This is a genomic window from Macrococcus epidermidis, assembly GCF_003259695.1.
Classification (GTDB): Bacteria; Bacillota; Bacilli; order Staphylococcales; family Staphylococcaceae; genus Macrococcoides; species Macrococcoides epidermidis.
The window spans coordinates 593,705-615,155 of sequence record NZ_PZJH01000001.1 but is presented as its reverse complement, the minus strand read 5'-3'; the positions used below and the strand labels follow the sequence as shown (position 1 = coordinate 615,155).

The following is a 21,451-nucleotide window of genomic DNA, read 5'->3' as shown; positions in this document are numbered from 1 at the left end:
TTTATTTCACAAGATAATTTTAATGCATTCTCACTAAATATACAATAATTATTTTTCCAAGAAAAAAGCAACAGGACAAATAAATGCCCTGTTGCTTTGATATGCTTATAATTAATCGATACGTTTCATCGGTATCGTTTTTGTCATCGGTGTAGTAAGCGGTATCGTTTCGTACATCACTTCATTGGATGGAAGTTCAAACCACTTCACTGGTGATGCAGTAAATCGTTTTATAGCAATCTTCCATTGAAGGATAAGACGCTCATACCATAACAGATCACCATCCAGTAAAACTTCGTCCTTAAGTACTACAAATTTAAAGTCACTAATAATTCGCAAATTGTTAGTACCATACGGTCTGAACTGCTCTTTCATCTGTTTCGTTTTAACTAAAGTTCTGGCAATGTTCTTAACATAGTAATTGACGTTCTGGTGCATTCTAAATCCTAATATTAACTGAACTTTAAATATTGAGTCAGTATTAAAGTTTTCTATTCGATAATTAACCTGAAACGGTTCGTCACTAACTTTTACATTTACAAACCAATACACATCAGCACGTTTTGGACGTCCGTCTAATATAGACTTAATCACTTGTTTCTCTATCATACGATTCTCTTCATTCGTCGTTAAGTAAACCAGATTAGTCGCAAATTTCGGTACACTACGATCTTGTTTTAATGACTTCAGTTGTCCTAAATATTCATCGATCGCAACATCATGCGATTGTTTATCTTTTATCAAATAACCGTTATACCATACGATCATGATAAATATGATCAAGCAAGAAATAAGCACTGCCACATAACCACCATGCATAAATTTTGCCAGACTTGAGATAAAGAATGCGAATTCTAATATAAAGAAGAAGCCAATCGTTAAATATAATAACAATGTATTGACTTGTTTCGTTTTAAGATAATAAGAAAGTAAAATTGTTGTCATCATCATTGTTACAGTAATACTTAATCCATAAGCTGCTTCCATGTTGACACTCGTTTTAAAATAGAGGACAACAAGTATACATAAAAACCAGATAACTGCTGTCACAGTTGGAATATACATTTGACCTTTTACTGTCGAAGGATATTTAATATCCAGTTTAGGCATAAACTTTAAATGGATTGCTTCAGAAACTAAAGTGTATGCTCCAGTAATTAAAGCTTGCGATGCAATGATTGCAGCAAATGTCGCCATTAATACACCATAAAGAATGAAAGACTCAGGCATAATCTGAAAAAATGGATTAATTTCTTCTAGATGCTTTGTATCTCCAATATGCTGAATTGTCCAGGCACCCTGTCCAAGATAGCTTAAAATCAACATTATTTTTACAAATGGCCATGTGTAGTAAATTGACTTTTTACCGACATGTCCCATATCTGAATAAAGTGCTTCTGCACCAGTCGCACATAAAAATACTGTCCCTAAAATTAATAATCCCATCTTATTGTCAGGACTAAATAATATTTTAATGCCAAGTAATGGATTAAAAGCTTCTAAAACAGATAAATCCTGCATAAGCTGAATCGTTCCGAATATACCCATCATCGAAAACCATAACAGCATCACCGGCCCAAAGATTTTACCGATACTTCCTGTACCAAATCGTTGAGCAAAAAATATAGCCGTAATAATCGCGATAACAATCATAATAATATTATTTTGATCAGATGCGAAACTATGATAAAAATAAGGAATTTCCTGTAGCCCTTCGATAGCTGATGTCACAGTAACTGCAGGTGTCAAAATACCGTCGGCGAGTAAAGCAGCACCACCGATGATTGCCGGAACAAGTAACCATTTCTTCTGCTTGCGTACGAGTGTATATAGACTAAATATACCACCTTCACCATGGTTATCCGCACGCATACAAATCATCACGTACTTTATTGTTGTCAGCATCGTGAGTGTCCATATAACAAGTGAAAGACATCCTAAAATATATTCTCTTGTTAAATTTGATAATCCTCCGTTAACAGATACTATTGCTTTCATTACATATAAAGGTGATGTTCCTATATCGCCATATACAATACCAAGAGCGATTAACAACATCCCTATATTCACTTTTTTATTCTGATTTATATGCATTATCGCACCTCTAATCATTTACTAATCGATTTCAACCGATTCTTGCATTTTATTCTCATTTAAAGCAAATTACAATAAAATTTTTTAACACTTATTGATTACCCAGTTTCTCGTTTTTACGATCAATACTTTTATATGATTTGCCAAGATTTTCTTTATATTCCGGCTTTAATTCCAAATCGTATTTTTTAAGTAATTCTCTTTCTACTTCCAGCTTTATTCGATCTATATGTGACTGACTCATACGACGATAAATCCTATAGTTGAAGAATAGTATCGATAACATCAAGATAACTAGACTAGAAAATCCGAATATCACCATCAATTGAAGCTGATCTATCATCGCTTGAAACTGATCCTGTTTTTCAATAATAAAATCTTCTAGATTTTTAAATGGTTTTGTAAAAAATATCATGAATAACCCCCCTTATATTTTTCTTATTGTTTTATAAATGCACTAAATATATGTATGATATTACTATAAATGAAGAATGGAGTGAAACAAATGACAAAAACAATCACATTAGACGCGATACAGGATGCAATCAATACTGGAACAGATGCAGTAATATTAGATGTAAGAGAATTAGATGAATTTGTAGCAGGTCATATTCCTCAAGCTACACATCTTCCACTATCTGAAATTGAAACACAATCAGTTGCTCTTGCTAAAGATGTTGAATATATTATTATTTGTAAAAAAGGTGGTCGTGCAATGAAAGCTGGTCAGTACTTAGAAGATAAAGGCTATAACGTTACAGTTGCAGAACAAGGTATGGATGACTGGACTGGCGAAGTAAAGATAGAAGATTAAAAATAACCGTGCTCAATCGAGCACGGTTTTTAAATACATTTCTATTTAGTACGATCAATATTCAATCTAACATTATTTATAATCATACCTGATTTCACACGCCCTGGTAATTTCGTACGATCAACAGTAAAATCTTGTGGTGGCACATCGTAATTAATTTCCTGCGCGAAGTATTTCATTGTTTCTTCCATAATGATAATTGTCATCCATTCTCCTGCACAGCGATGATTCGTATGATAGTCTCCTCCACCTTGAGGAATCAAATCAAACGGACTACCATCCCAATTATCAAAACGATACGGATTAAATCGTTCTGGTTCACTAAATGTATCTTCTCTATGCAATGTACCAAATACATCTAATATAATCATCGTATCTTTCTTAATCTTATAGCCATCAAATTCTATATTCTTAGCAGCTTTACCTGGCAAGAAAGGTACGAAAGGATAATATCGACGAACTTCCTGAACAAACTTATACGCATAATCATTATCATTACGTGCAACACGCGTTCTTTCTCCAGGAAACTCATGCATCGCAAGTACCCCATAAGCAACAAATCGGTTAATAGCAACAAGCGGTCGAATCACATTCATTAAATCTACAGAACAAAGTCTCGAATCCATTGGTTTGCCGTTCATATCTTCCCAATGACTGAATTCATATAAGGCACTTCCTGGTTCAGGATGAATTTTCCCTTTACGTGTCTTAATAATTTGCTCTTCTAAGAAATCTTCTACACGTGCACGTGCTTTTTTAGCTTCACGATATCCTTTATATGGTGAACCGATTGCTCCAAATGAATCAATCATCTTATCCATATCCATTGCATGTTGTTCAATATTTTCAGGTGTTTCGATAATACCGGCCCATCTAAAGCCAACTTTTGTTAATAAAATAATAGACTCTTTATATATGTTCACTTCATCCATTAACTGCATACGTTGCGTATTCTGAAACCAGTAATTGCGCGTTAACTTACGTAAATATGTTAAATTTTCATCTGTCATTAATGACATAAATAAAGCTTTTCTATCAATATGCTTTTTGCCCGTCGTTGTATGTATCGCACCTTTCCCAAATAACGTCTTAACTACACGAGGTGGTAATGTACCAGATCTTTCAATTTTATCGTTATCATAAAATAATTCAGCAGCTTGTTTACCGCTAATAACAACAGCTTGTTTACCGCCTAGAACACGCGTTTCAAATACATTTGAATTAAATTTTTTCGTACGATTCTGGATATATTCATATCCTTCTTTCATAATCGTTAAAGTATTATCAAGACCTCTATCTTTTGGCATTCTTTTCGCCATGATGATTCCCCCTAATAAGTATTAATTATCTATACCCTAAATTACAAAAATTTAACTTAAAATTATTCGTTTTGCCTCTTCCATTATTGCATCACTTTCTGCTTCGTTCGTTATATGTATATCCGGTTGAACTACAAATTCTTCATCTGTGCCATATACGAATACAAAGTCATCAAATTCAATTGTATTAAAGATGTTTGCCGCACCGAAAGAATTTTCTCCAATTTTCTTTGCATTACTTTGTGATGCAAAATACTCAGGACTTCCTTTCGTTAATGGTGATATCAGGATAATATCAGCTGCATATTGATGTGACTTTATACCACGTGCATAACGAAGATCTAAAATTACAGGAACATCATGCTGATATGTAATCAATTCATCAAAATTATAGATTGTAACAACCTGATAGCCGTCATATCGTCTTACTGTATTTTCTGGAAATTGATTGAAGTGCTGTACATCAAATGTATATTCTTCTGCCCTGCGTAAAACTGTAAGCTGTGATTGTTTAGCAATAATATGTGTCCAGTCCTGATTATTATCATCTTCATGAAATAACAATTTTTTGTATCTCGATTCAAGAATATTAATTTCATCATTACTCATTTTTGTAATGACATCCCCAACAACGAGACGATTATCATCATTTACTTCTGTGACGATTAACACATCACCTTGTTTTTTTACGTAAAAGCCATTATGTCCTACCATATCTTTGTGAAAGAAAAACAGGCTTTTTATTTGTAGTTCAGTTAAATATTCCAACATAATCTGTTGAAAAGTATAGTCATTGTTCGGTGCTAGATTTTTGATAATATTTAAATATAATGTATTTGCAGCATCATCTGATAAATTATACTGTGCTGCTATTTTCTCTTTCACTTCAGAAAATATTTCGTGGTAATGGTATGACATGTCGTGACCCCCTTGTGTGTATATTTAAAATATAGGTTTAATTATTAAATATTACAAATAAAAAGCATAAAAAGACGGCAAAAAATGAATTTACTATGCCGTCTAAAAAACTATTCAATTTCGTCATAATCGATTTGTTCCTGCAAATACGTCTTGCCATCAATTTTTATAATAATCGCACCTTGTGTATCTGGTTCAACTGTAAGTACTAATCTTTTCTTACTTTCTTTTGTTGTTTCATAAGATTCATAGATTGTTGAAATATCATTGTTTTTATCTTTAATAAAAATCTCGACAAGTTGTGGCATCTTTTCGGTAGCAGGCGGTTCAGAAGGTTGTTCTACAGTATCACCTTCTTCATTTGTAGCAGGTGCTTCTGTTGTTGGCGTCACTTCTTTGCCTTTATACGGAATACTAACCGTTCCGATGTACTTCTTATCTTTTTCTTCTGGTGTTTCAGTAGTGACTTTCTCTTCTGTATTCTTTTTCTCTTTTCCTTTTGATACTTCAAAATTTATTGTTGATCCATAAGGGAACTTTATGTTACGGACATTCTGAGAAATAATATCACCTTTTGCAACGTCATCAGAATATATTACTTGTACCACATTAACGACAAAACCTAATTGCTCAAGTTCAACTTTGGCTTTTTCAAAGGATTGACCCGTATAATCCTGTACAAATATCTCTTCAACGCCTTTAGAAACTGTAAAAACAACATTCGTATCTTGAGGCACCACTTCTTTATTACCCTTTACATTTTGTTTAATAATCGTGCCTGACTTCTCATAATTATAGACTTGCTTAACTTTCACTGATTTGAAACCTTGCTTTTCTAATTTTTTCTTGACCTTCATGATATCCTGACCCACATAATCTTCAAACATAAACTTTTTAGTGCCTTTCGATACAGTGAGATTTATTAGTGATAACTCTTTCACTTTTTCTCCAATCATTGGGTCAGATTCTATCACAGTACCATCGTCATATGAATCATTATAAACATAATCAACATGACCTTTTCGTAAATTATTTTGTTCAAGTAAACTTGTTGCTTCTGATATTGATTTACCATTGATATCCGGTACTTCACTATATTTTGGTGCAAAGGTCATATAAGCAATAGCCGTTCCTAAACCTAAAATAAGTAACAACGGTAATAACCATAACCACCATTTTCTCTTTTTTTTCTTCGGTTCATGATTATCAATTTCATCATTATTTTGAACCTCTACTGATTCTGTTGGTATCGTTGAAACAGGATGCATTTCAATCGTATCATCAGCTTGTACAACTGGAATCATCCTTGTCGCATCGTCAACAATCATCATTTTCGGTTCTTCAGATCGTTCTTCGTCAAGACAGGTGTTTAAATCATCATACATTTCCTGCGTAGTACGGTAACGTTGATATTTCTCTTTCATCGTTGCTTTCAAAATAATATTTTCAAGCGCTTGAGGTACTGCTGGGTTTTCTTCGATTACAGATGGCAGTTGTTCCTGAATGTGCTTAATTGCTACACCGACTGCAGATTCACCTTCATGAGGAGGATGTCCGGTCAACATTTCAAATAAAACGATACCTATTGAATATATATCACTTGCTTCATCCGTTTGTTTTCCTTTCGCTTGTTCAGGTGACAAGTAATGCACACTTCCCATAATATGGTTCGTATGCGTCATCGCTGTCTCACTCAATGCGCGTGCTATCCCAAAATCAGATATTTTAAGCTCTTTTGATTGCGTCATTAAAATATTTTGAGGTTTAATATCACGATGTATAATACGATGTTGATGCGCATGTTCAATACCACGCAATATTTGTTTTGTGAAGAATACTGCTTCTTCAACATCTAACGGACTATTATCACGTATATATTCATGTAAAGTTGGGCCATCAATATATTCCATAATCATATAATAATGACGTTCATCTTCATCGACATCGAGCACTTTAACGATATTAGGATGAGATAATGTCGTTGCATTCTGTACTTCACGTTCAAAACGCTTAACCGCACGATCAACATCGACAGGAGGAATATTAATGATTTTTACAGCGACCTGTGTATCTAAAATAATATCATCGGCGAGGTATACACTACTCATTCCTCCACCGCCGATATATTTCACTAACTTATAGCGATCACTAATAATTGTACCAATCATTTATTCGCCCCCTTTTAAAGGGACTAGTACTACAGATATATTATCACGTGCTCCTGCCTCAACAGAAGCATTAATCAATGCTTCTCCAGCTGCTTTTACATTTTCACGCGTCTTGATAATATCATGTATGTATGATTCTTCAAGATAATCAGTTAGACCATCAGAGGATAATAAAAGATAATCATAACGGTCGAAATCATATTCAAACATATCCGGATGGATACGTTTGTCAGACCCCATAACTTTTGTGATAACATTGCGTTGAGGATGGTTACGTGCCTCTTCTTTCGTTAAACCACCAGCCATCAGTAAATGATTTACAAATGTATGATCATGCGTTACCTGGCGCATTTCACGCTCATTGATAAGATAAGCACGTGAATCACCAACGTTCGCAATTACAACCTGATGGTCGAACATTAAAGCACAAACTAGAGTAGTACCCATTCCTTGATTTTCATTATTTTCATGACTTCGCTGATAAAGTTGACGATTAATATCCGAGATATTACTTTTCAGCCAACTTTCAGCATTTTGACGTTCAATATAGTTTTCCTCTGTAAAACGTGCACCAAGTAAATCATTAACAAAATTACTTGCTACATCCCCTGCATTATGTCCACCCATACCATCACAAATAACTACGAGCATCTGTCCAGTATGATTGTAATATACTCCGCCAGCATCTTCATTGCGTTGTCTGACCGGTCCCATATCCGTAAAAAAACGTGCGTGCATATGACTACCTCGTTTCTTCTGCTCTTTCTTTCGCGCGTAATTGTCCACATGCAGCATCAATATCTGCACCATGTTCACGTCTAATTGTAGCATTTATTCCATTTCTTTTTAATTCTTTTTCGAACTTAAAGATGTCTTCTTTCGGTGTACGTACGTAATCACGTTCCGGTACATGGTTAACCGGAATTAAATTCACGTGACAGTTTAAATGTTTAATTAGTTTAGCAAGCTCTTTCGCATGATGTACCTGATCATTCACGCCACCAAATAAACCATATTCAAAAGTGATACGGCGTCCTGTCTTATTCACATAGTATTCAATTGATTCCATTAACTTCTCAAGATCATATGCACGGTTAATCGGCATTAAACGACTTCTAATATCATTATTAGGACCGTGTAGACTTAATGCAAAGTTAATTTGTAATGCTTCATCCGCGAAATCATAGATTCTTGGTATGATACCAGATGTAGAAACTGTGATATGACGTGCGCCAATGTTTAATCCATCATCATGGTTAATAATCTTTAAAAAGTCCATCATTTCTTCGTAGTTTTCGAATGGTTCACCGATACCCATAATAACAACGTGACTTACACGTTCTTCTGTTAAATCCAGCGCTTGTTGCACTGCAAGTACTTGAGCAACGATTTCACCCGCTTCTAAATTACGTTTTAATCCACCTAACGTAGATGCACAGAATGTACAGCCGATACGACAACCAACTTGTGTCGTAACACAGACAGAATTACCGTAATCGTGACGCATTAAAACTGTTTCAATTGTATATCCGTCTTGTAGTTCAAATAAGAACTTAATTGTTCCATCCTTACTTTCCTGCTTAACGACTGTTTTTAAAGTCGTCATCGTAAAGTTGCTTTCTAGCACTTCGCGTAATTCTTTTGATAAGTTCGTCATATCTTCAAAACTTGTTACACGTTTTACATATAACCAGTCAAAAATTTGTTTCGCTCTAAATGATTGTTGCTTGTGATCTGCTAACCAATCTTTTAACTCATCCAATTGTAATGAGTAGATTGACGGTTTTTCAAAATTGGGCATAAATTTTTTATTCTTCTTTTCTAATAAAGCCATAATTATTCACTCTTCCTTCTTAACTTTGCAATAAAGAATCCGTCAGACTTTAAATCTTGCGGTAATATTTGCAATAGTTTATGTTCACCTAATACTGGTAATTTTATCGGTTCAATCTCGAAATCCGGGTTCTGTTTTATAAATGAGTAGACTACGTTGTCATTTTCCATCTGTTCTATCGTACATGTTGAGTATACTAAGAGACCACCTGGTTTTACAACTTTACTGGCATTCGTGAGTATTTCTAATTGCATCGGCCAAAGTGTATCAATATCTTTAGGTGTCTTTTCATATTTAATCTCAGGTTTACGTTTAATGACACCAAATCCTGAGCAAGGTGCGTCGACAAGGACTCTATCATACATTCCTTCAAAAGGTTCGAGCGCATCATGAACTGAAGGTTCTATATTGCGTAAACTTAAACGATTAATATTATATTTAATCAAATCAATCTTATGCGGATAGACATCATGACTGATAACGCGACCAGTTCGGTTCATCTTTTCAGCAATATGACAAGACTTACCACCAGGTGCACTACATGTATCAAGGATTGTTTCTCCCTCTTGTGGATCTAACACATTTGCAACAAGCATACTTGATGCATCCTGAACGCTTAAGAAACCATGTTTAAATAATGGATTCTGTACGATAGGCAGCCCATCAATCGCTAGACATTCCGGAATAATCTCTGACTGTTCAACAGTATAGCCTTCATCCTGTAATCGCTGAATTGCTTCTTCAATCGTAATTTTTGTCGTATTGACACGCACCGTTGTATCAGGATACGTCAGAAATTCTTCCGCCATCGCACGTGTCTTATCGTAACCGAAATGTGTATTCCAATGTTTAATTAACCAAAGCGGTGTACTTGTTTCAATACTTAAACGCTTTAGGTCATCTTTAATTTCAGCAAAATCGCGTAATTCACTACGCTGGAAGTTACGCAAAATAGCATTCATTGTATTGGCACCACTAACTGAGCCACGTTGCTTTGTGATTTCAACCGCTTCATTAATAATCGCATGATCAGGTACTTTGTCTAAATATACAGCCTGATAAACACTCATTAATAGTAAACGACGCATCCAACCTTTAATATTTGCTTTTATAAAAGGTTCAATGTAAAACTCAAGCGTTAATTTATGTTGTAAAGTCCCGTAAACAAGTTCAGTGAGTAATGCTCTATCAACAGGTTCAACATAACCTTCTTTAATCGCTTCATTAATAAGCAAATTGCTATAGCCACCATCCGTTAAAACCTGATCCAAAATTTCTAAGGCAATATATCTAACACTACGTTTATGCTCCATTAAATGTCTGCCCCACAATCGTTTGTTTTAATCCTGCAACGTAACTACCGGCATTCATTCGTTTCTTGCCAGCAGGTTGAACTTCAGTGAGCAACACTGCACCGTCGTTTGTCGCCACTTTAATCCCTTTATTATCTGTACTTATTATTTCTCCCGGTTGTCCTGAACCCTCCACAATTTCAGACATCCAGAGTTTCATGTTTTGTCCATCAAGTTTAGCAAAACCTACCGGCCATGGACTTAACCCACGGATATGATCATGAACGGCTTGACTAGTTCGATCAAAAGAAACAAATTCTTCTTCTCGACTGACGTTTGAAGCAAACGTTGCGGCGTCGTGATCTTGCGGTATTCTGTCATTTGTTTCTGCAAATATATCCGGTAAAGTCTGTATTAACAATTTCGTACCTGCTGTACTTAATTTGTCATGTAATGTGCCAACTGTATCATTTTGTTCAATTGGTACAACAACTTGAGCAATCATATCACCAGCATCTAGTTTTTTAGCCATGTACATAATAGTAACACCTGATTCTCTTTCACCATTGATAATAGCTTTATGAATCGGTGCACCTCCACGATATTTCGGTAACAATGAAGCATGTACATTTATACAACCAAGTCGAGGAATTTCAAGCACACGCTCAGGTAACAATTGACCGTATGCTGCTGTAATAATAAGATCTGGATTTAAGTTTTGAACATATTCATAAGCTTCATCACTTGTCATCTTTTCCGGTTGATAAACTTCGATCCCAAGTTCTGTTGCCTGAACTTTTACAGGGGGAGCCGTAAGCACTCTCTTACGTCCGACAGGTTTATCCGGTTGTGTTATTACATGTGATACACCATATACTTCGTGTACAGCCTTTAAGATCGGTGCTGAAAAGTCAGGTGTTCCCATAAAAATAATATTAGGCTTCTTCATCATACATCGCCTCCAGCTCTTCTTCAGATACGTAACGCGTTACTTTATCAGTAAACATTGTACCGTACAGGTGATCAACTTCATGTTGAATGATACGCGCGATATCATCATATGCTGTCATTTCAATTTCATTACCTTCTAAATCATTTGCTTTTACAACAATTTCTGTTGAACGATCAACCATACCAAATACATCCGGCACCGATAAACAACCCTCAACATCACTCTCTTTAACTTCCGAGTAATAAGTAATCTCTGGATTTACGAGCTGTAAAATACCATCCTGTTCCATATCAACCAGTGCAACTTTTAAATCGACACCAATTTGAGGTGCTGCAATACCTACACCATTATAATGGTATAAACTATCTTCTAAATCCTGAATCAAAGCTTTTAGACTATCGTCAAAAGCCGTTACATCTTTCACTTCTCTATGCAGTAATGCATCATTTTTATCTAATAATGGTTTAATCAATGGACTTGCTCCTTTTTTATTCAATCATTCTATTTTACTTTATTTTGCGTAAGATTGCGATATATTCGTTTGAATGATAAAACTCTCTTTAACTTTGGCTAAAGAGAGTGTTTAGTGTCATTTTACTACATTTTGCGGTTATATACAAAATGTTGGGGTGAGTGGGTTTGATTTTGTGATGCGGAAGCGACTGTATTCTGTAAATACTACCGCTTACTCCCGTGATTTTAATTCTTTCTTAGCAGAAGCGGCTGTATTTTTGAAATACTACCGTTTACTCCCGTGATTTTAATTTTTTCTTTACGGAAGCGGCTGTATTTTTGAAATACTACCGCTTACTCCCGTGATTTTAATTCTTTCTTAGCAGAAGCGGCTGTATTTTTGAAATACTACCGCTTACTCCCGTGATTTTAATTTTTCTTTGCAGAAGCGGTTGTATTCTTCAAATACTACCGTTTCCGTCACAACTTTACAATTCACATCACATCATCATATATGGATTAATATCTATATGCAGCGTAAACTTATCTTTCACAAACTGCTCATGATAATAATCATCAAGGTAGTTCAATGCTTTCAGTAATTCCGGTTCCGACTTAAACTTAATCATAATCTGGAAACGGTGCTGGTTGTTAATGCGTGCAATCGGACTTGGTGCAGGCCCTAATACATAACTTCCCGGCGTCAAATGTTGTAATAATATTTGATGTATATGTTTACTTTCGAGTAGTACTTTCCTTAAATCGTGATGACTAAAATTCAGGTATACCATATAAAAATACGGTGGATACTTCCCTAGTCTACGATACGCCATTTCTTCTTTATAAAATCCATGGTAATTATTTGCTACTGCATATTGTATGGCATAATGTTCCGGATTGTATGTCTGAATGACGACTTCACCGCTTTTCGTGCTTCTTCCTGCACGTCCGGATACTTGTGTAAGTAATTGATACGTTTTCTCGCTAGCACGGAAATCGGGTAGATTCAGCATCGTGTCTGCATTTAATACTCCAACGAGTGTAATATCCGGAAAGTCTAAGCCTTTCGCAATCATCTGGGTACCAAGTAATATATTCGCTTCTTTTCGCTTAAACTGCTCAAGCAGTTTTTCATGAGATCCTTTCTTTCTTGTCGTGTCATTATCCATGCGGATACTTTCGCATCACGAAATGTCTCATAAATAATTTCTTCAACTTTTTGTGTCCCAACACCCATCTCACGGATATGGTCACTGCCACAGCTTGGACATACGTTTACTGGAGGTTCTTTATATCCACAATAGTGACATTTAAGTTCATCGGTAAACTTATGATATGTCAGACTGATATCACAGTTTGGACACATCGGTACATGACCACAATCACGGCATAACATAAATTGTGCATGTCCTCGTCGATTTAAAAATAGTACGACCTGTTCATCTTTATCGATTTTTTCCTGAATCTTTTCTTTCAAAATTTCAGAGAACATCGATCGATTGCCATTTGCCAGTTCATCACGCATATTGGCAATATACATTTCAGGCATCGCCTGCTGATTTGCACGCGTTAACATTTCAAGCTTCGTATAGACGCCCTTTTCAGCTCTTGCATAACTTTCTAGTGATGGTGTCGCACTTCCTAATACGAGTGGGCATTGATGATATTGCGCACGCCATTCTGCTATCTCTCGTGCATGATATCTTGGATAATCTTCTTGTTTATAAGTCGTTTCGTGTTCTTCGTCGATGATGATGATACCGATATCTTTGAATGGTGCGAATATACTACTTCGCGCACCAACTGATACACTTGCAGTCTGGTTCTTAATTTTACGCCACTCATCATATCGTTCACCGCTTGATAGTCCCGAATGTAATACTGCCACTTCATCACCAAATCGTGATTTAAAACGGTCAACCATTTGAGGTGTCAATGCAATTTCAGGGACAAGCACAATCGCCTGCTGATTATTGTCTAAAACATCGCTAATGAGCTGTAAATATACTTCTGTCTTACCTGACCCTGTAACACCATGTAGTAAAAATGTCTCAGCTTTTTTATTTTCATAAGCTTCGTGAATTACGTTATACGCAATTTGCTGTTCAGGAAGCAGTTGTTTCTTATCATCTTCAAAAAATACTTTATGTGCAAATGGATCTCGCATTTGTTCTAGTTCGACTTTTTCGAACACACCGTTCTTTATCAGTGTGTTACATACCCCTTTTGAGATACCTCGTGCTTCTAATGCAACAAATGTTAATCCTTCACGGTTCGACAACACTTCCTCACATGCTGCAAGCTGCTTATCATTTTTTGATAATGACTCATAATCAACGCCTGGAACTAGCTTTACACCAAGTAATTTTTTCACTTTATTTTTCTGTGTCACTTCAATATCTTCTACGATATTTCCGTTTTTAATAAATGGGGTAAGTATCGACATCATTTCTAATTCTTGTGCACGCTCTAAATATAATTGATCATTGTTAAAATATTTTATTAAATCTTGCGGTATATCCTCGTCATTTACGATACGTAATATCTTCTTATACTTTCCTTTTAAAGCTGCAGGCAGCATGGCATCAAGGACTGCAATGCGTTTTGAAACATGTGTATAGCTCATCCATTCACTCAACTCAATCAGTTCCTGTGTCAATTCTGGTACATAATCCTGTACACTGATGATCGGTTTTAATTTATCAAATTCAGCTGTCTCACTTAATGCAATCACATACCCTTGGACTTTCCGTGGCCCAAAGGGAACGACGACGCGCATGCCAGGTATTATTTGTGTTTCTAGATGATCGGGAATTAAATAATCAAATAATCTGTCGACCCGTTTGCTATTCACATCTACAATAACTTTTGCGATCAATTAAATCCCTTCTTTATCACTTGTGTTAATATTTCGTGAGCAACACCTAATTTCGGCTGTTTTTCAATTGAAGCTTCACTTCCATCTTTAAAATACATCGTTACTGCATTATCATCTGACTTGAAACCAATCGTTTTGTCACCAACGTTATTTGCAATAATGACATCAGCATTTTTCTTAACGAGTTTGCCGCGTGCATACTTTTCAACCTGTTCGGTTTCAGCTGCAAATCCGATAACATATTGATGCGTTTTATGTGTCCCGATATACATTAGAATGTCCTGTGTACGTTTAAATGTAATCGTTAAATCACCGTCTTTTTTCTTAAGCTTCTGATCATACACTTCAACAGGCGTATAGTCTGCAACTGCGGCTGCTTTGATAATAATATCCGCTTCTTCCATGTTATCTTTTACTGCATTGAACATTTCTTCAGCACTTTCAATTTTGATATGATTTACACCTTGTGGCACATCTAGTGGTAAATCCATTGAAATTAACGTGACATGCGCACCGCGTACACTTGCCGCTTCAGCTAAACTGTACCCCATTTTGCCAGAAGAACGATTTGTTAAATAACGCACCGGATCTATTTTCTCAATGGTAGGTCCAGCTGTAATCAGCACACTTTTACCCGTTAAATTCTGTTCAACTAGTTTAATATGCTGTTTTGTAGTGATGATATTCATAATATCAATCGGTTCACTCATGCGTCCTTTTGCAATATAACCACAGGCTAAAAAACCTGCGCCTGGTTCAATGATTTGGACACCTCTATGATGTAATGTCTTTAAATTTTCAATGACTGCAGGATGATCGTACATTTTAGCGTTCATCGCAGGTGCAATATATACAGGACCAGTATATGCTAAATACGTTGCAGTAAGCATATTATCACTGATACCATGTGCCATCTTACCAATAGTTGATGCGGTAATCGGTGCGATTACCATACAGTCTGCCCAATCGGTGAGACTAATATGTTGAATTTCAGCTGGATTATGTTCTTTAAAGATATCCGTATACACAGGATTTCGACTCAGTGCCTGAAATGCCAGTGGTGTTACGAATTCCAGTGCACCCTCCGTCATAATCACACGTACTTCATGACCAGCCTGTGTCAGTTTGCTCGTTAAGTCAATCGCTTTATATGCCGCAATACCACCTGTTACACCTAATATTATTTTCATGATTTCCTCCTAGTAAAAAAACTGACAAAAATTAATTTGTCAGTCTTAGTTTTAATTTGGTAATTCATTCGTAATTCTAATTTTATGCGCTGCGATTTCTTCTAAAGAACGGCCAACTGGTTTATATGAGATGTAATCATCTAATAATGCACCTTCTGGATTATCCTGTAATTCACGCGCACGTTTAGCTGCAAGTGTTACGATTAAGTATTTAGAATTTACATTTTTCTTCAATTGATCTAACGGTGGATTTAACATCTATTTTGCCTCCAATATCATTTTTCTAAAACGCGCTTCTATGCGTTCACGTTTTAAGTGTTCTGCTTCTACGATGGTCTGCACCTTTTGTTTTGCTTCCATTACTTCATCATTGATGACAACATAATCATATAAATTCATCATTTCTACTTCTTTACGCGCTTCATTAATACGGTTTTGTATCACTTCTTGTGATTCAGTACCACGACCGATTAAACGCTGTTCTAAATGTTCTAAAGTAGGTGGTGCCAAAAAGATAAATAAAGCTTCAGGAAATTTCTTACGTACTTGACGTGCACCCTGCACTTCTATTTCTAAAAATACATCTTTACCTGCATCCATCGTATCCCTAACATATTGTACAGGTGTTCCGTAATAATTACCAACATATTCTGCATATTCTATAAATGCATCTTCTTTTATCAATGCTTCAAATTCTTCTCTTGATTTAAAGAAGTAATCTACGCCATCAACCTCTCCAACGCGTTGGCCGCGTGTAGTCATAGAAATTGAATACTCAAAATCAGTTTCCGGATCATCGAATATTGCTTTACGCACTGTACCTTTACCAACACCTGATGGACCTGATAGAACAATTAATAACCCTTTTTCTTTCTCCATAATAACGACCTTTCATCTAAAAGTGATTATATTTAAATTTATCATAAAACTTAAGAAAAATACATGATAATATTAAACAGCTATGTTTTCTATTATAAATGTGCACTTATATATGATGATGAATGAATTCATGATACACTAAAGGGACGAAAAAAAGAGGTGAGCATATGGCTTTTGATGGCTTATTTACACATCAAATGATTAAAGAAATATCATTTTTAGAAACAGCACGTATTAATAAAATTACACAACCTGATGATTATACAGTAATACTCGTCATCCGTGCGAATAGAAAGAATCAGAAACTTCTTATATCAGCACATCCTAACTTTGCACGATTACAATTAACAACTGGTAACTTTGATAACCCGTTCGAGCCACCGATGTTCTTACGTGTATTACGTAAACATATTGAAGGCGGCATTGTCTCGAACATCAATCAAATTGGAAATGACCGAATTATAGAAATCATCATCAATAACACAAATGAAATTGGTGATCGTATCGTACGACATCTTTATATTGAAATAATGGGTAAACATAGCAACATTATTCTTACTGATGAAAATAAAAAAATACTCGATAGCTTAAAACATTTAACACCAAATACGAACAGTGCTAGAACGTTAATGCCAGGCTTTAGTTATGAATTCCCGCCAACATTAAAAAAACATAATCCACACGAAATTATTACAGTCAGTGACTTACTTAATCCAGAGCTGCCGATTAAAAAAGCATTACTCAACGCACTAGAGGGGTTCAGTCCGGTTGCCGTCAATGCACTGTTAGCTTCAGATAACGATATAGATGCTGCATTTAAAAACTTTATGACTGATCAGTTTATCAGACCAGTTGCATTTACATTAAACGATAAAGAAGATTTCTATTATAAACCTGTACCATTTATTACAGATGTAGAATCTTTCGATAGTTTAAGTGAATTGTTAGATCACTTTTATAAAGACCGTGCAACACGTGAGCGCGTAAGAAACCAGACGAACGATCTTGCCCGTCACTTAACCAGCTTACTTCAGAAAAACGAGAAGAAACTGGCAAAACTCGTGAATGAACTTGAAGAAACAAAACGAATGGATGAAATGAATTTATTCGGTGAATTAATTACAAGTAATATGTATATGCTAAAACAAGGCATGGAAGCATTTGAAACTGTGAATTATTATAACGATGAAACAGTAACAATTCCTTTAAATCCAAGAAAATCGCCTGCTGAAAATGCGCAATATTATTACAAGCAGTACAATCGTCTTAAAACGAGAAAACAACATGCTATCGTTCAGATAGAAGAAACAAAAGATGAAATTGAATATATCCAGACCATTCAAATGCAGCTCAATCATATTGAGCTCGATGACATCGATGATATTCGTAATGAGCTGGCTGAACAAAATTTAATTAAGAAAAAACATAAAAAGAATGATAAGAAGAAAAAGAAGACACAAGAAATCGATCACTATTTATCGCGAGATAATCATGTAATTGTAGTTGGAAGAAATAATCTGCAAAATGAATATATCACACATAAGATGGGCAGAAATAATTATCTCTGGTTCCATACAAAAGATATTCCAGGCAGTCATGTCGTTATATTAGATGCACAACCGACTGATGGTACGATTGAAGATGCAGCCTTTTTAGCAGGACATTTCTCGAAAGCACAAGGATCATCTAAGATACCTGTGGATTACACAGAAATTCGTTATGTATATAAACCAAATGGTTCTAAACCAGGATTTGTCACATATACCGATCAATCGACAGTAGTTGTTACACCAGATGTGAAATATATTCAGCAGATGAAAGAAGATTACAGAGAAAATGAATCGTAGGGCTATTTAGTCTTACGATTTCTTTATTATTATGTCTTTACTTTGGCAATCTACAATAATAAAAGAATTTGTTATCATTGCAGTGATAAATGAAAAGGATGTTAAGAAGTAGATATCAGACAACTAAAATATTTCATTTAACCGATGAAAATAACTATTATCCAATAGGCATATCATTAAAAAGAGGCTACGTATGTACTCAGGAAATGACTGAATTCATCTCTTTAATAAAGACAAATTAAAAGTGCGGGTACATTTTGTACCCGCACTTTTTATGCTATCTTAATATCTGTTTTATCATTATTTAACGTTAAATGAACATTTTTAACTTCCGGATGTTCTAAATAGTAATCAGTTATATTATCTCTAACATGCTGTTCAACAACACGGCGTAGCGGTCTCGCACCAAGCAGTTCATCATAACCATTATCAATTAACCAGTTTTTCGCTTCATCTGTAATTGTCATTGTGATTTCCTTTTTAGCTAATGTTCGTTTAACATCATCTAACATAAGATCAACAATTTGAAGTAAACTTGCTTTATCTAAAGGTTTAAATTCTATAATACCATTAAATCGATTTAAGAATTCAGGTCTGAAATAATCTTTAATGATTGCCATAATGTCAGTGCCTTCCGACTTCTTACTGTCCAAACTAAATCCTGCATTACTTGTGGCAATGATAATCGTGTTTTTAAAGTTGATTACATTACCTTGACCATCAGTCAATTTTCCATCATCCAATACTTGTAATAACAATGTTAATATTTGTGGATTTGCTTTTTCAATTTCATCGAACAGAATCACTGAATAAGGATTACGGCGAACACGTTCTGTTAATGTATTTGAGTTATCATCGTATCCCACGTAACCAGCAGTAGTACCGATCATTTTAGAAACAGCTGTTAAATCACTATATTCACTCATGTCCAGACGAATTAATGCTTCTTTATGACCAAATAAATCAACAGCTAACTGTTTTGCGAGTTCTGTTTTACCGACGCCAGTCGGACCAACAAACAAGAAGCTACCGATCGGTCGGTTACCTTCGTCAAATCCAGCACGATTTCTACGGATTGCTTTTGCCACCGCTTGTACCGCTTCATCTTGACCGATAATTTTTTCTGATAATCTATCTTTAATATTTTTCAGGCGTTCAAGATCGTTACTATCCATCTGCGAAACAGGAATTCCAGTTAATCTCTCAACTGTGCCTGCTACATCATCAACTGTTAACGTGTTTGTTTCGACGCTTTCCTCTATACTATCCTTTATTGATTTAATCTCCATTTGTAGTGCATTTGCCTGTTCATAATCTTCTCTATCTACTGCTTTTAATTTATCTTGTTCAAGCTGTTCGATTTGTTTTTCTGATTGAACAGTATCAACAACTGTATGATTAGAAGAAACATGTGCTGCAGTGATATCCAGTAAATCTATCGCTTTATCCGGTAATAATCTTTGCGGGATATATTGAATCGATAAATCTACACAAGCTTTGATCACATTATCGGGTATTTCTACTGCATGATGTTGTTCATATTTTTCTTTTATACCTTCCAATATTGCGATTGTATCCTCTGCAGTTGGCTCATTCACGACAACTTCATTAAATCGACGAGATAAAGCTGGATCTTTTAATATATTATTACGATACTCATCTTGAGTAGTAGCACCGATGATTGTAATATCTCCTCTGCTTAATGCTGGTTTTAAAATATCAGATAAGCCTTTACTACCAGAATCAGCACCTGTTGCTCCGCTACCGATCATTTGATGAATCTCATCTAAGAATAATACGATATTATCATGTGCTTTCACTTCATTAATTAACTTTTGAACATTTTCTTCAAAAGCACCACGATATTGTGTCCCTGCTTCAAGCGCAGAAATATCTATTGAAATAATTTCTTTATCTTTAATTGCCTGTGGTACATCTCCGTCAATAATAGCTTGAGCTAAACCTTCGACAATCGCAGTCTTACCCACCCCTGCTTCACCAACTAAGATTGGATTATTCTTAATTCTTCTACTTAATACTTCTGCTGTATTACGTATTTCTTTTGAACGTCCAATCACTGGATCTAGTTTTCCATTACGTGCTTCTTCAGTTAAATTTCTACCAATCTTTGATAAAAACTCACCCTGCACATTGTTATTTTGATGTTTTAATTGTTGTGTCTGATTATCATTAAATTGGTTATTTTGTATATTTTGAATTGCTTCAGGTGTTACTTCATGCCCATTAATATAAAATTTGCGCTTCACTTGACCTTGTCCTAATTCATTGAACATGCTGTTGAACATTTTATCAAAGTTACTGTCAAAAATTCCGTTATTCATAAAAATCACTCCTATTTAGTTGTAAGTATGGCTACAAAGGGTATTATGTTCCTTTGATAATCTTATTATACCAATTTGGTCAAAGAAGGTCAAACGTTATTTTGACTTTATTTGACCTTTGTTTTTATTTTATTTCATTAAATACTTCTTATTAAACCAGCAGCAAATAATAATCAACAATTATAATAGAAGAAACTCAAATTAATATAGTGTTATTAAACCTCAATTTTTCTTTGCAAAATGCGATAAATAAATCAGAAGTATATGATCCTTATAAAAAATTTTTATTTGTGACCATTTTTTGACAAACATATTCGTTGCAAAATATATATATATATTTCATCCCTTTCATCTCCTATATTTAATCATCATCAATTTTAATAAAAACACCATATATTTTTTACATAAAATGTAAGCATTATGAATAGAATTAACTTTTTCTTACTCAAAAATTTTGAACTCAAAGAATAT

At 35.0% G+C, this 21,451-nt stretch carries 16 protein-coding genes and 1 pseudogene; 2 read left to right on the top strand and 15 right to left on the bottom strand.

Translation table 11 applies throughout. The annotated features are described in order from the left end of the window. Nucleotides 1-111 precede the first annotated feature (111 nt). Both BHU61_RS03255 and BHU61_RS03250 read right to left on the bottom strand, forming a co-directional pair. On the bottom strand, nucleotides 112-2,094 hold the full coding sequence (locus tag BHU61_RS03255) for a KUP/HAK/KT family potassium transporter (RefSeq protein WP_242444213.1): 1,983 nt from the start codon (nucleotides 2,092-2,094) through the stop codon (nucleotides 112-114). Between the two features lie 91 nt (nucleotides 2,095-2,185). Next, entirely contained in the window at nucleotides 2,186-2,509 is a 324-nt protein-coding gene (locus BHU61_RS03250) for a hypothetical protein (RefSeq protein WP_111714596.1), read from the bottom strand. Between the two features lie 90 nt (nucleotides 2,510-2,599). On the opposite strand from BHU61_RS03250, the gene BHU61_RS03245 reads away from it, so the two are divergent. Beyond that, the gene (locus BHU61_RS03245) at nucleotides 2,600-2,908 is read left to right on the top strand and encodes a rhodanese-like domain-containing protein (protein ID WP_111714595.1); all 309 of its coding nucleotides are present in this window, start codon (nucleotides 2,600-2,602) and stop codon (nucleotides 2,906-2,908) included. A gap of 41 nt (nucleotides 2,909-2,949) precedes the next feature. On the opposite strand, the gene BHU61_RS03240 is transcribed toward BHU61_RS03245, so the two are convergent. The 12 genes and pseudogenes from BHU61_RS03240 to gmk all read right to left on the bottom strand — a co-directional run bounded on the left by BHU61_RS03240 (nucleotide 2,950) and on the right by gmk (nucleotide 16,791). Continuing rightward, entirely contained in the window at nucleotides 2,950-4,227 is a 1,278-nt protein-coding gene (locus tag BHU61_RS03240; protein WP_111714594.1) for a cytochrome P450, read from the bottom strand. A 51-nt stretch (nucleotides 4,228-4,278) separates the two neighbouring features. Next, nucleotides 4,279-5,145, bottom strand: a complete 867-nt coding sequence (locus BHU61_RS03235; RefSeq protein WP_111714593.1) for a hypothetical protein — start codon at nucleotides 5,143-5,145, stop codon at nucleotides 4,279-4,281. Nucleotides 5,146-5,255: 110 nt separating this feature from the next. Continuing rightward, entirely contained in the window at nucleotides 5,256-7,313 is a 2,058-nt protein-coding gene (gene pknB / locus BHU61_RS03230) for a Stk1 family PASTA domain-containing Ser/Thr kinase (RefSeq protein ID WP_111714592.1), read from the bottom strand. Next, the gene (locus BHU61_RS03225) at nucleotides 7,314-8,051 is read right to left on the bottom strand and encodes a Stp1/IreP family PP2C-type Ser/Thr phosphatase (protein WP_111714591.1); all 738 of its coding nucleotides are present in this window, start codon (nucleotides 8,049-8,051) and stop codon (nucleotides 7,314-7,316) included. A 4-nt stretch (nucleotides 8,052-8,055) separates the two neighbouring features. Beyond that, on the bottom strand, nucleotides 8,056-9,147 hold the full coding sequence (gene rlmN / locus BHU61_RS03220; protein WP_099577601.1) for a dual-specificity RNA methyltransferase RlmN: 1,092 nt from the start codon (nucleotides 9,145-9,147) through the stop codon (nucleotides 8,056-8,058). Nucleotides 9,148-9,149: 2 nt separating this feature from the next. Beyond that, a complete protein-coding gene (gene rsmB, locus BHU61_RS03215) occupies nucleotides 9,150-10,460 on the bottom strand; it encodes a 16S rRNA (cytosine(967)-C(5))-methyltransferase RsmB (RefSeq protein ID WP_111714590.1) in 1,311 nt (436 codons plus the stop codon). After that, nucleotides 10,450-11,388 carry a methionyl-tRNA formyltransferase gene (gene fmt, locus BHU61_RS03210; RefSeq protein WP_111715514.1) on the bottom strand — a complete coding sequence of 313 codons (939 nt, stop codon included), beginning with the start codon at nucleotides 11,386-11,388 and terminating at the stop codon, nucleotides 10,450-10,452. Before fmt ends, rsmB begins: the two co-directional genes overlap by 11 nt. Beyond that, nucleotides 11,375-11,863 carry a peptide deformylase gene (gene def / locus BHU61_RS03205; protein WP_111714589.1) on the bottom strand — a complete coding sequence of 163 codons (489 nt, stop codon included), beginning with the start codon at nucleotides 11,861-11,863 and terminating at the stop codon, nucleotides 11,375-11,377. The genes fmt and def overlap by 14 nt, the downstream gene beginning before the upstream one ends. A 481-nt stretch (nucleotides 11,864-12,344) precedes the next feature. Then, a pseudogene (gene priA / locus BHU61_RS03200) lies at nucleotides 12,345-14,722 on the bottom strand (primosomal protein N'). Next, the gene (coaBC, locus tag BHU61_RS03195; RefSeq protein ID WP_170122477.1) at nucleotides 14,719-15,915 is read right to left on the bottom strand and encodes a bifunctional phosphopantothenoylcysteine decarboxylase/phosphopantothenate--cysteine ligase CoaBC; all 1,197 of its coding nucleotides are present in this window, start codon (nucleotides 15,913-15,915) and stop codon (nucleotides 14,719-14,721) included. The pseudogene priA and the gene coaBC overlap by 4 nt, the downstream one beginning before the upstream one ends. A 48-nt stretch (nucleotides 15,916-15,963) precedes the next feature. Next, entirely contained in the window at nucleotides 15,964-16,170 is a 207-nt protein-coding gene (gene rpoZ, locus BHU61_RS03190) for a DNA-directed RNA polymerase subunit omega (RefSeq protein WP_099577587.1), read from the bottom strand. Beyond that, nucleotides 16,171-16,791 carry a guanylate kinase gene (gmk, locus tag BHU61_RS03185; RefSeq protein ID WP_111714587.1) on the bottom strand — a complete coding sequence of 207 codons (621 nt, stop codon included), beginning with the start codon at nucleotides 16,789-16,791 and terminating at the stop codon, nucleotides 16,171-16,173. A gap of 167 nt (nucleotides 16,792-16,958) precedes the next feature. On the opposite strand from gmk, the gene BHU61_RS03180 reads away from it, so the two are divergent. Next, nucleotides 16,959-18,638, top strand: a complete 1,680-nt coding sequence (locus BHU61_RS03180) for an Rqc2 family fibronectin-binding protein (RefSeq protein WP_111714586.1) — start codon at nucleotides 16,959-16,961, stop codon at nucleotides 18,636-18,638. Nucleotides 18,639-18,910: 272 nt separating this feature from the next. On the opposite strand, the gene BHU61_RS03175 is transcribed toward BHU61_RS03180, so the two are convergent. Then, nucleotides 18,911-20,980, bottom strand: a complete 2,070-nt coding sequence (locus tag BHU61_RS03175) for an ATP-dependent Clp protease ATP-binding subunit (RefSeq protein WP_111714585.1) — start codon at nucleotides 20,978-20,980, stop codon at nucleotides 18,911-18,913. Nucleotides 20,981-21,451 lie beyond the last annotated feature (471 nt).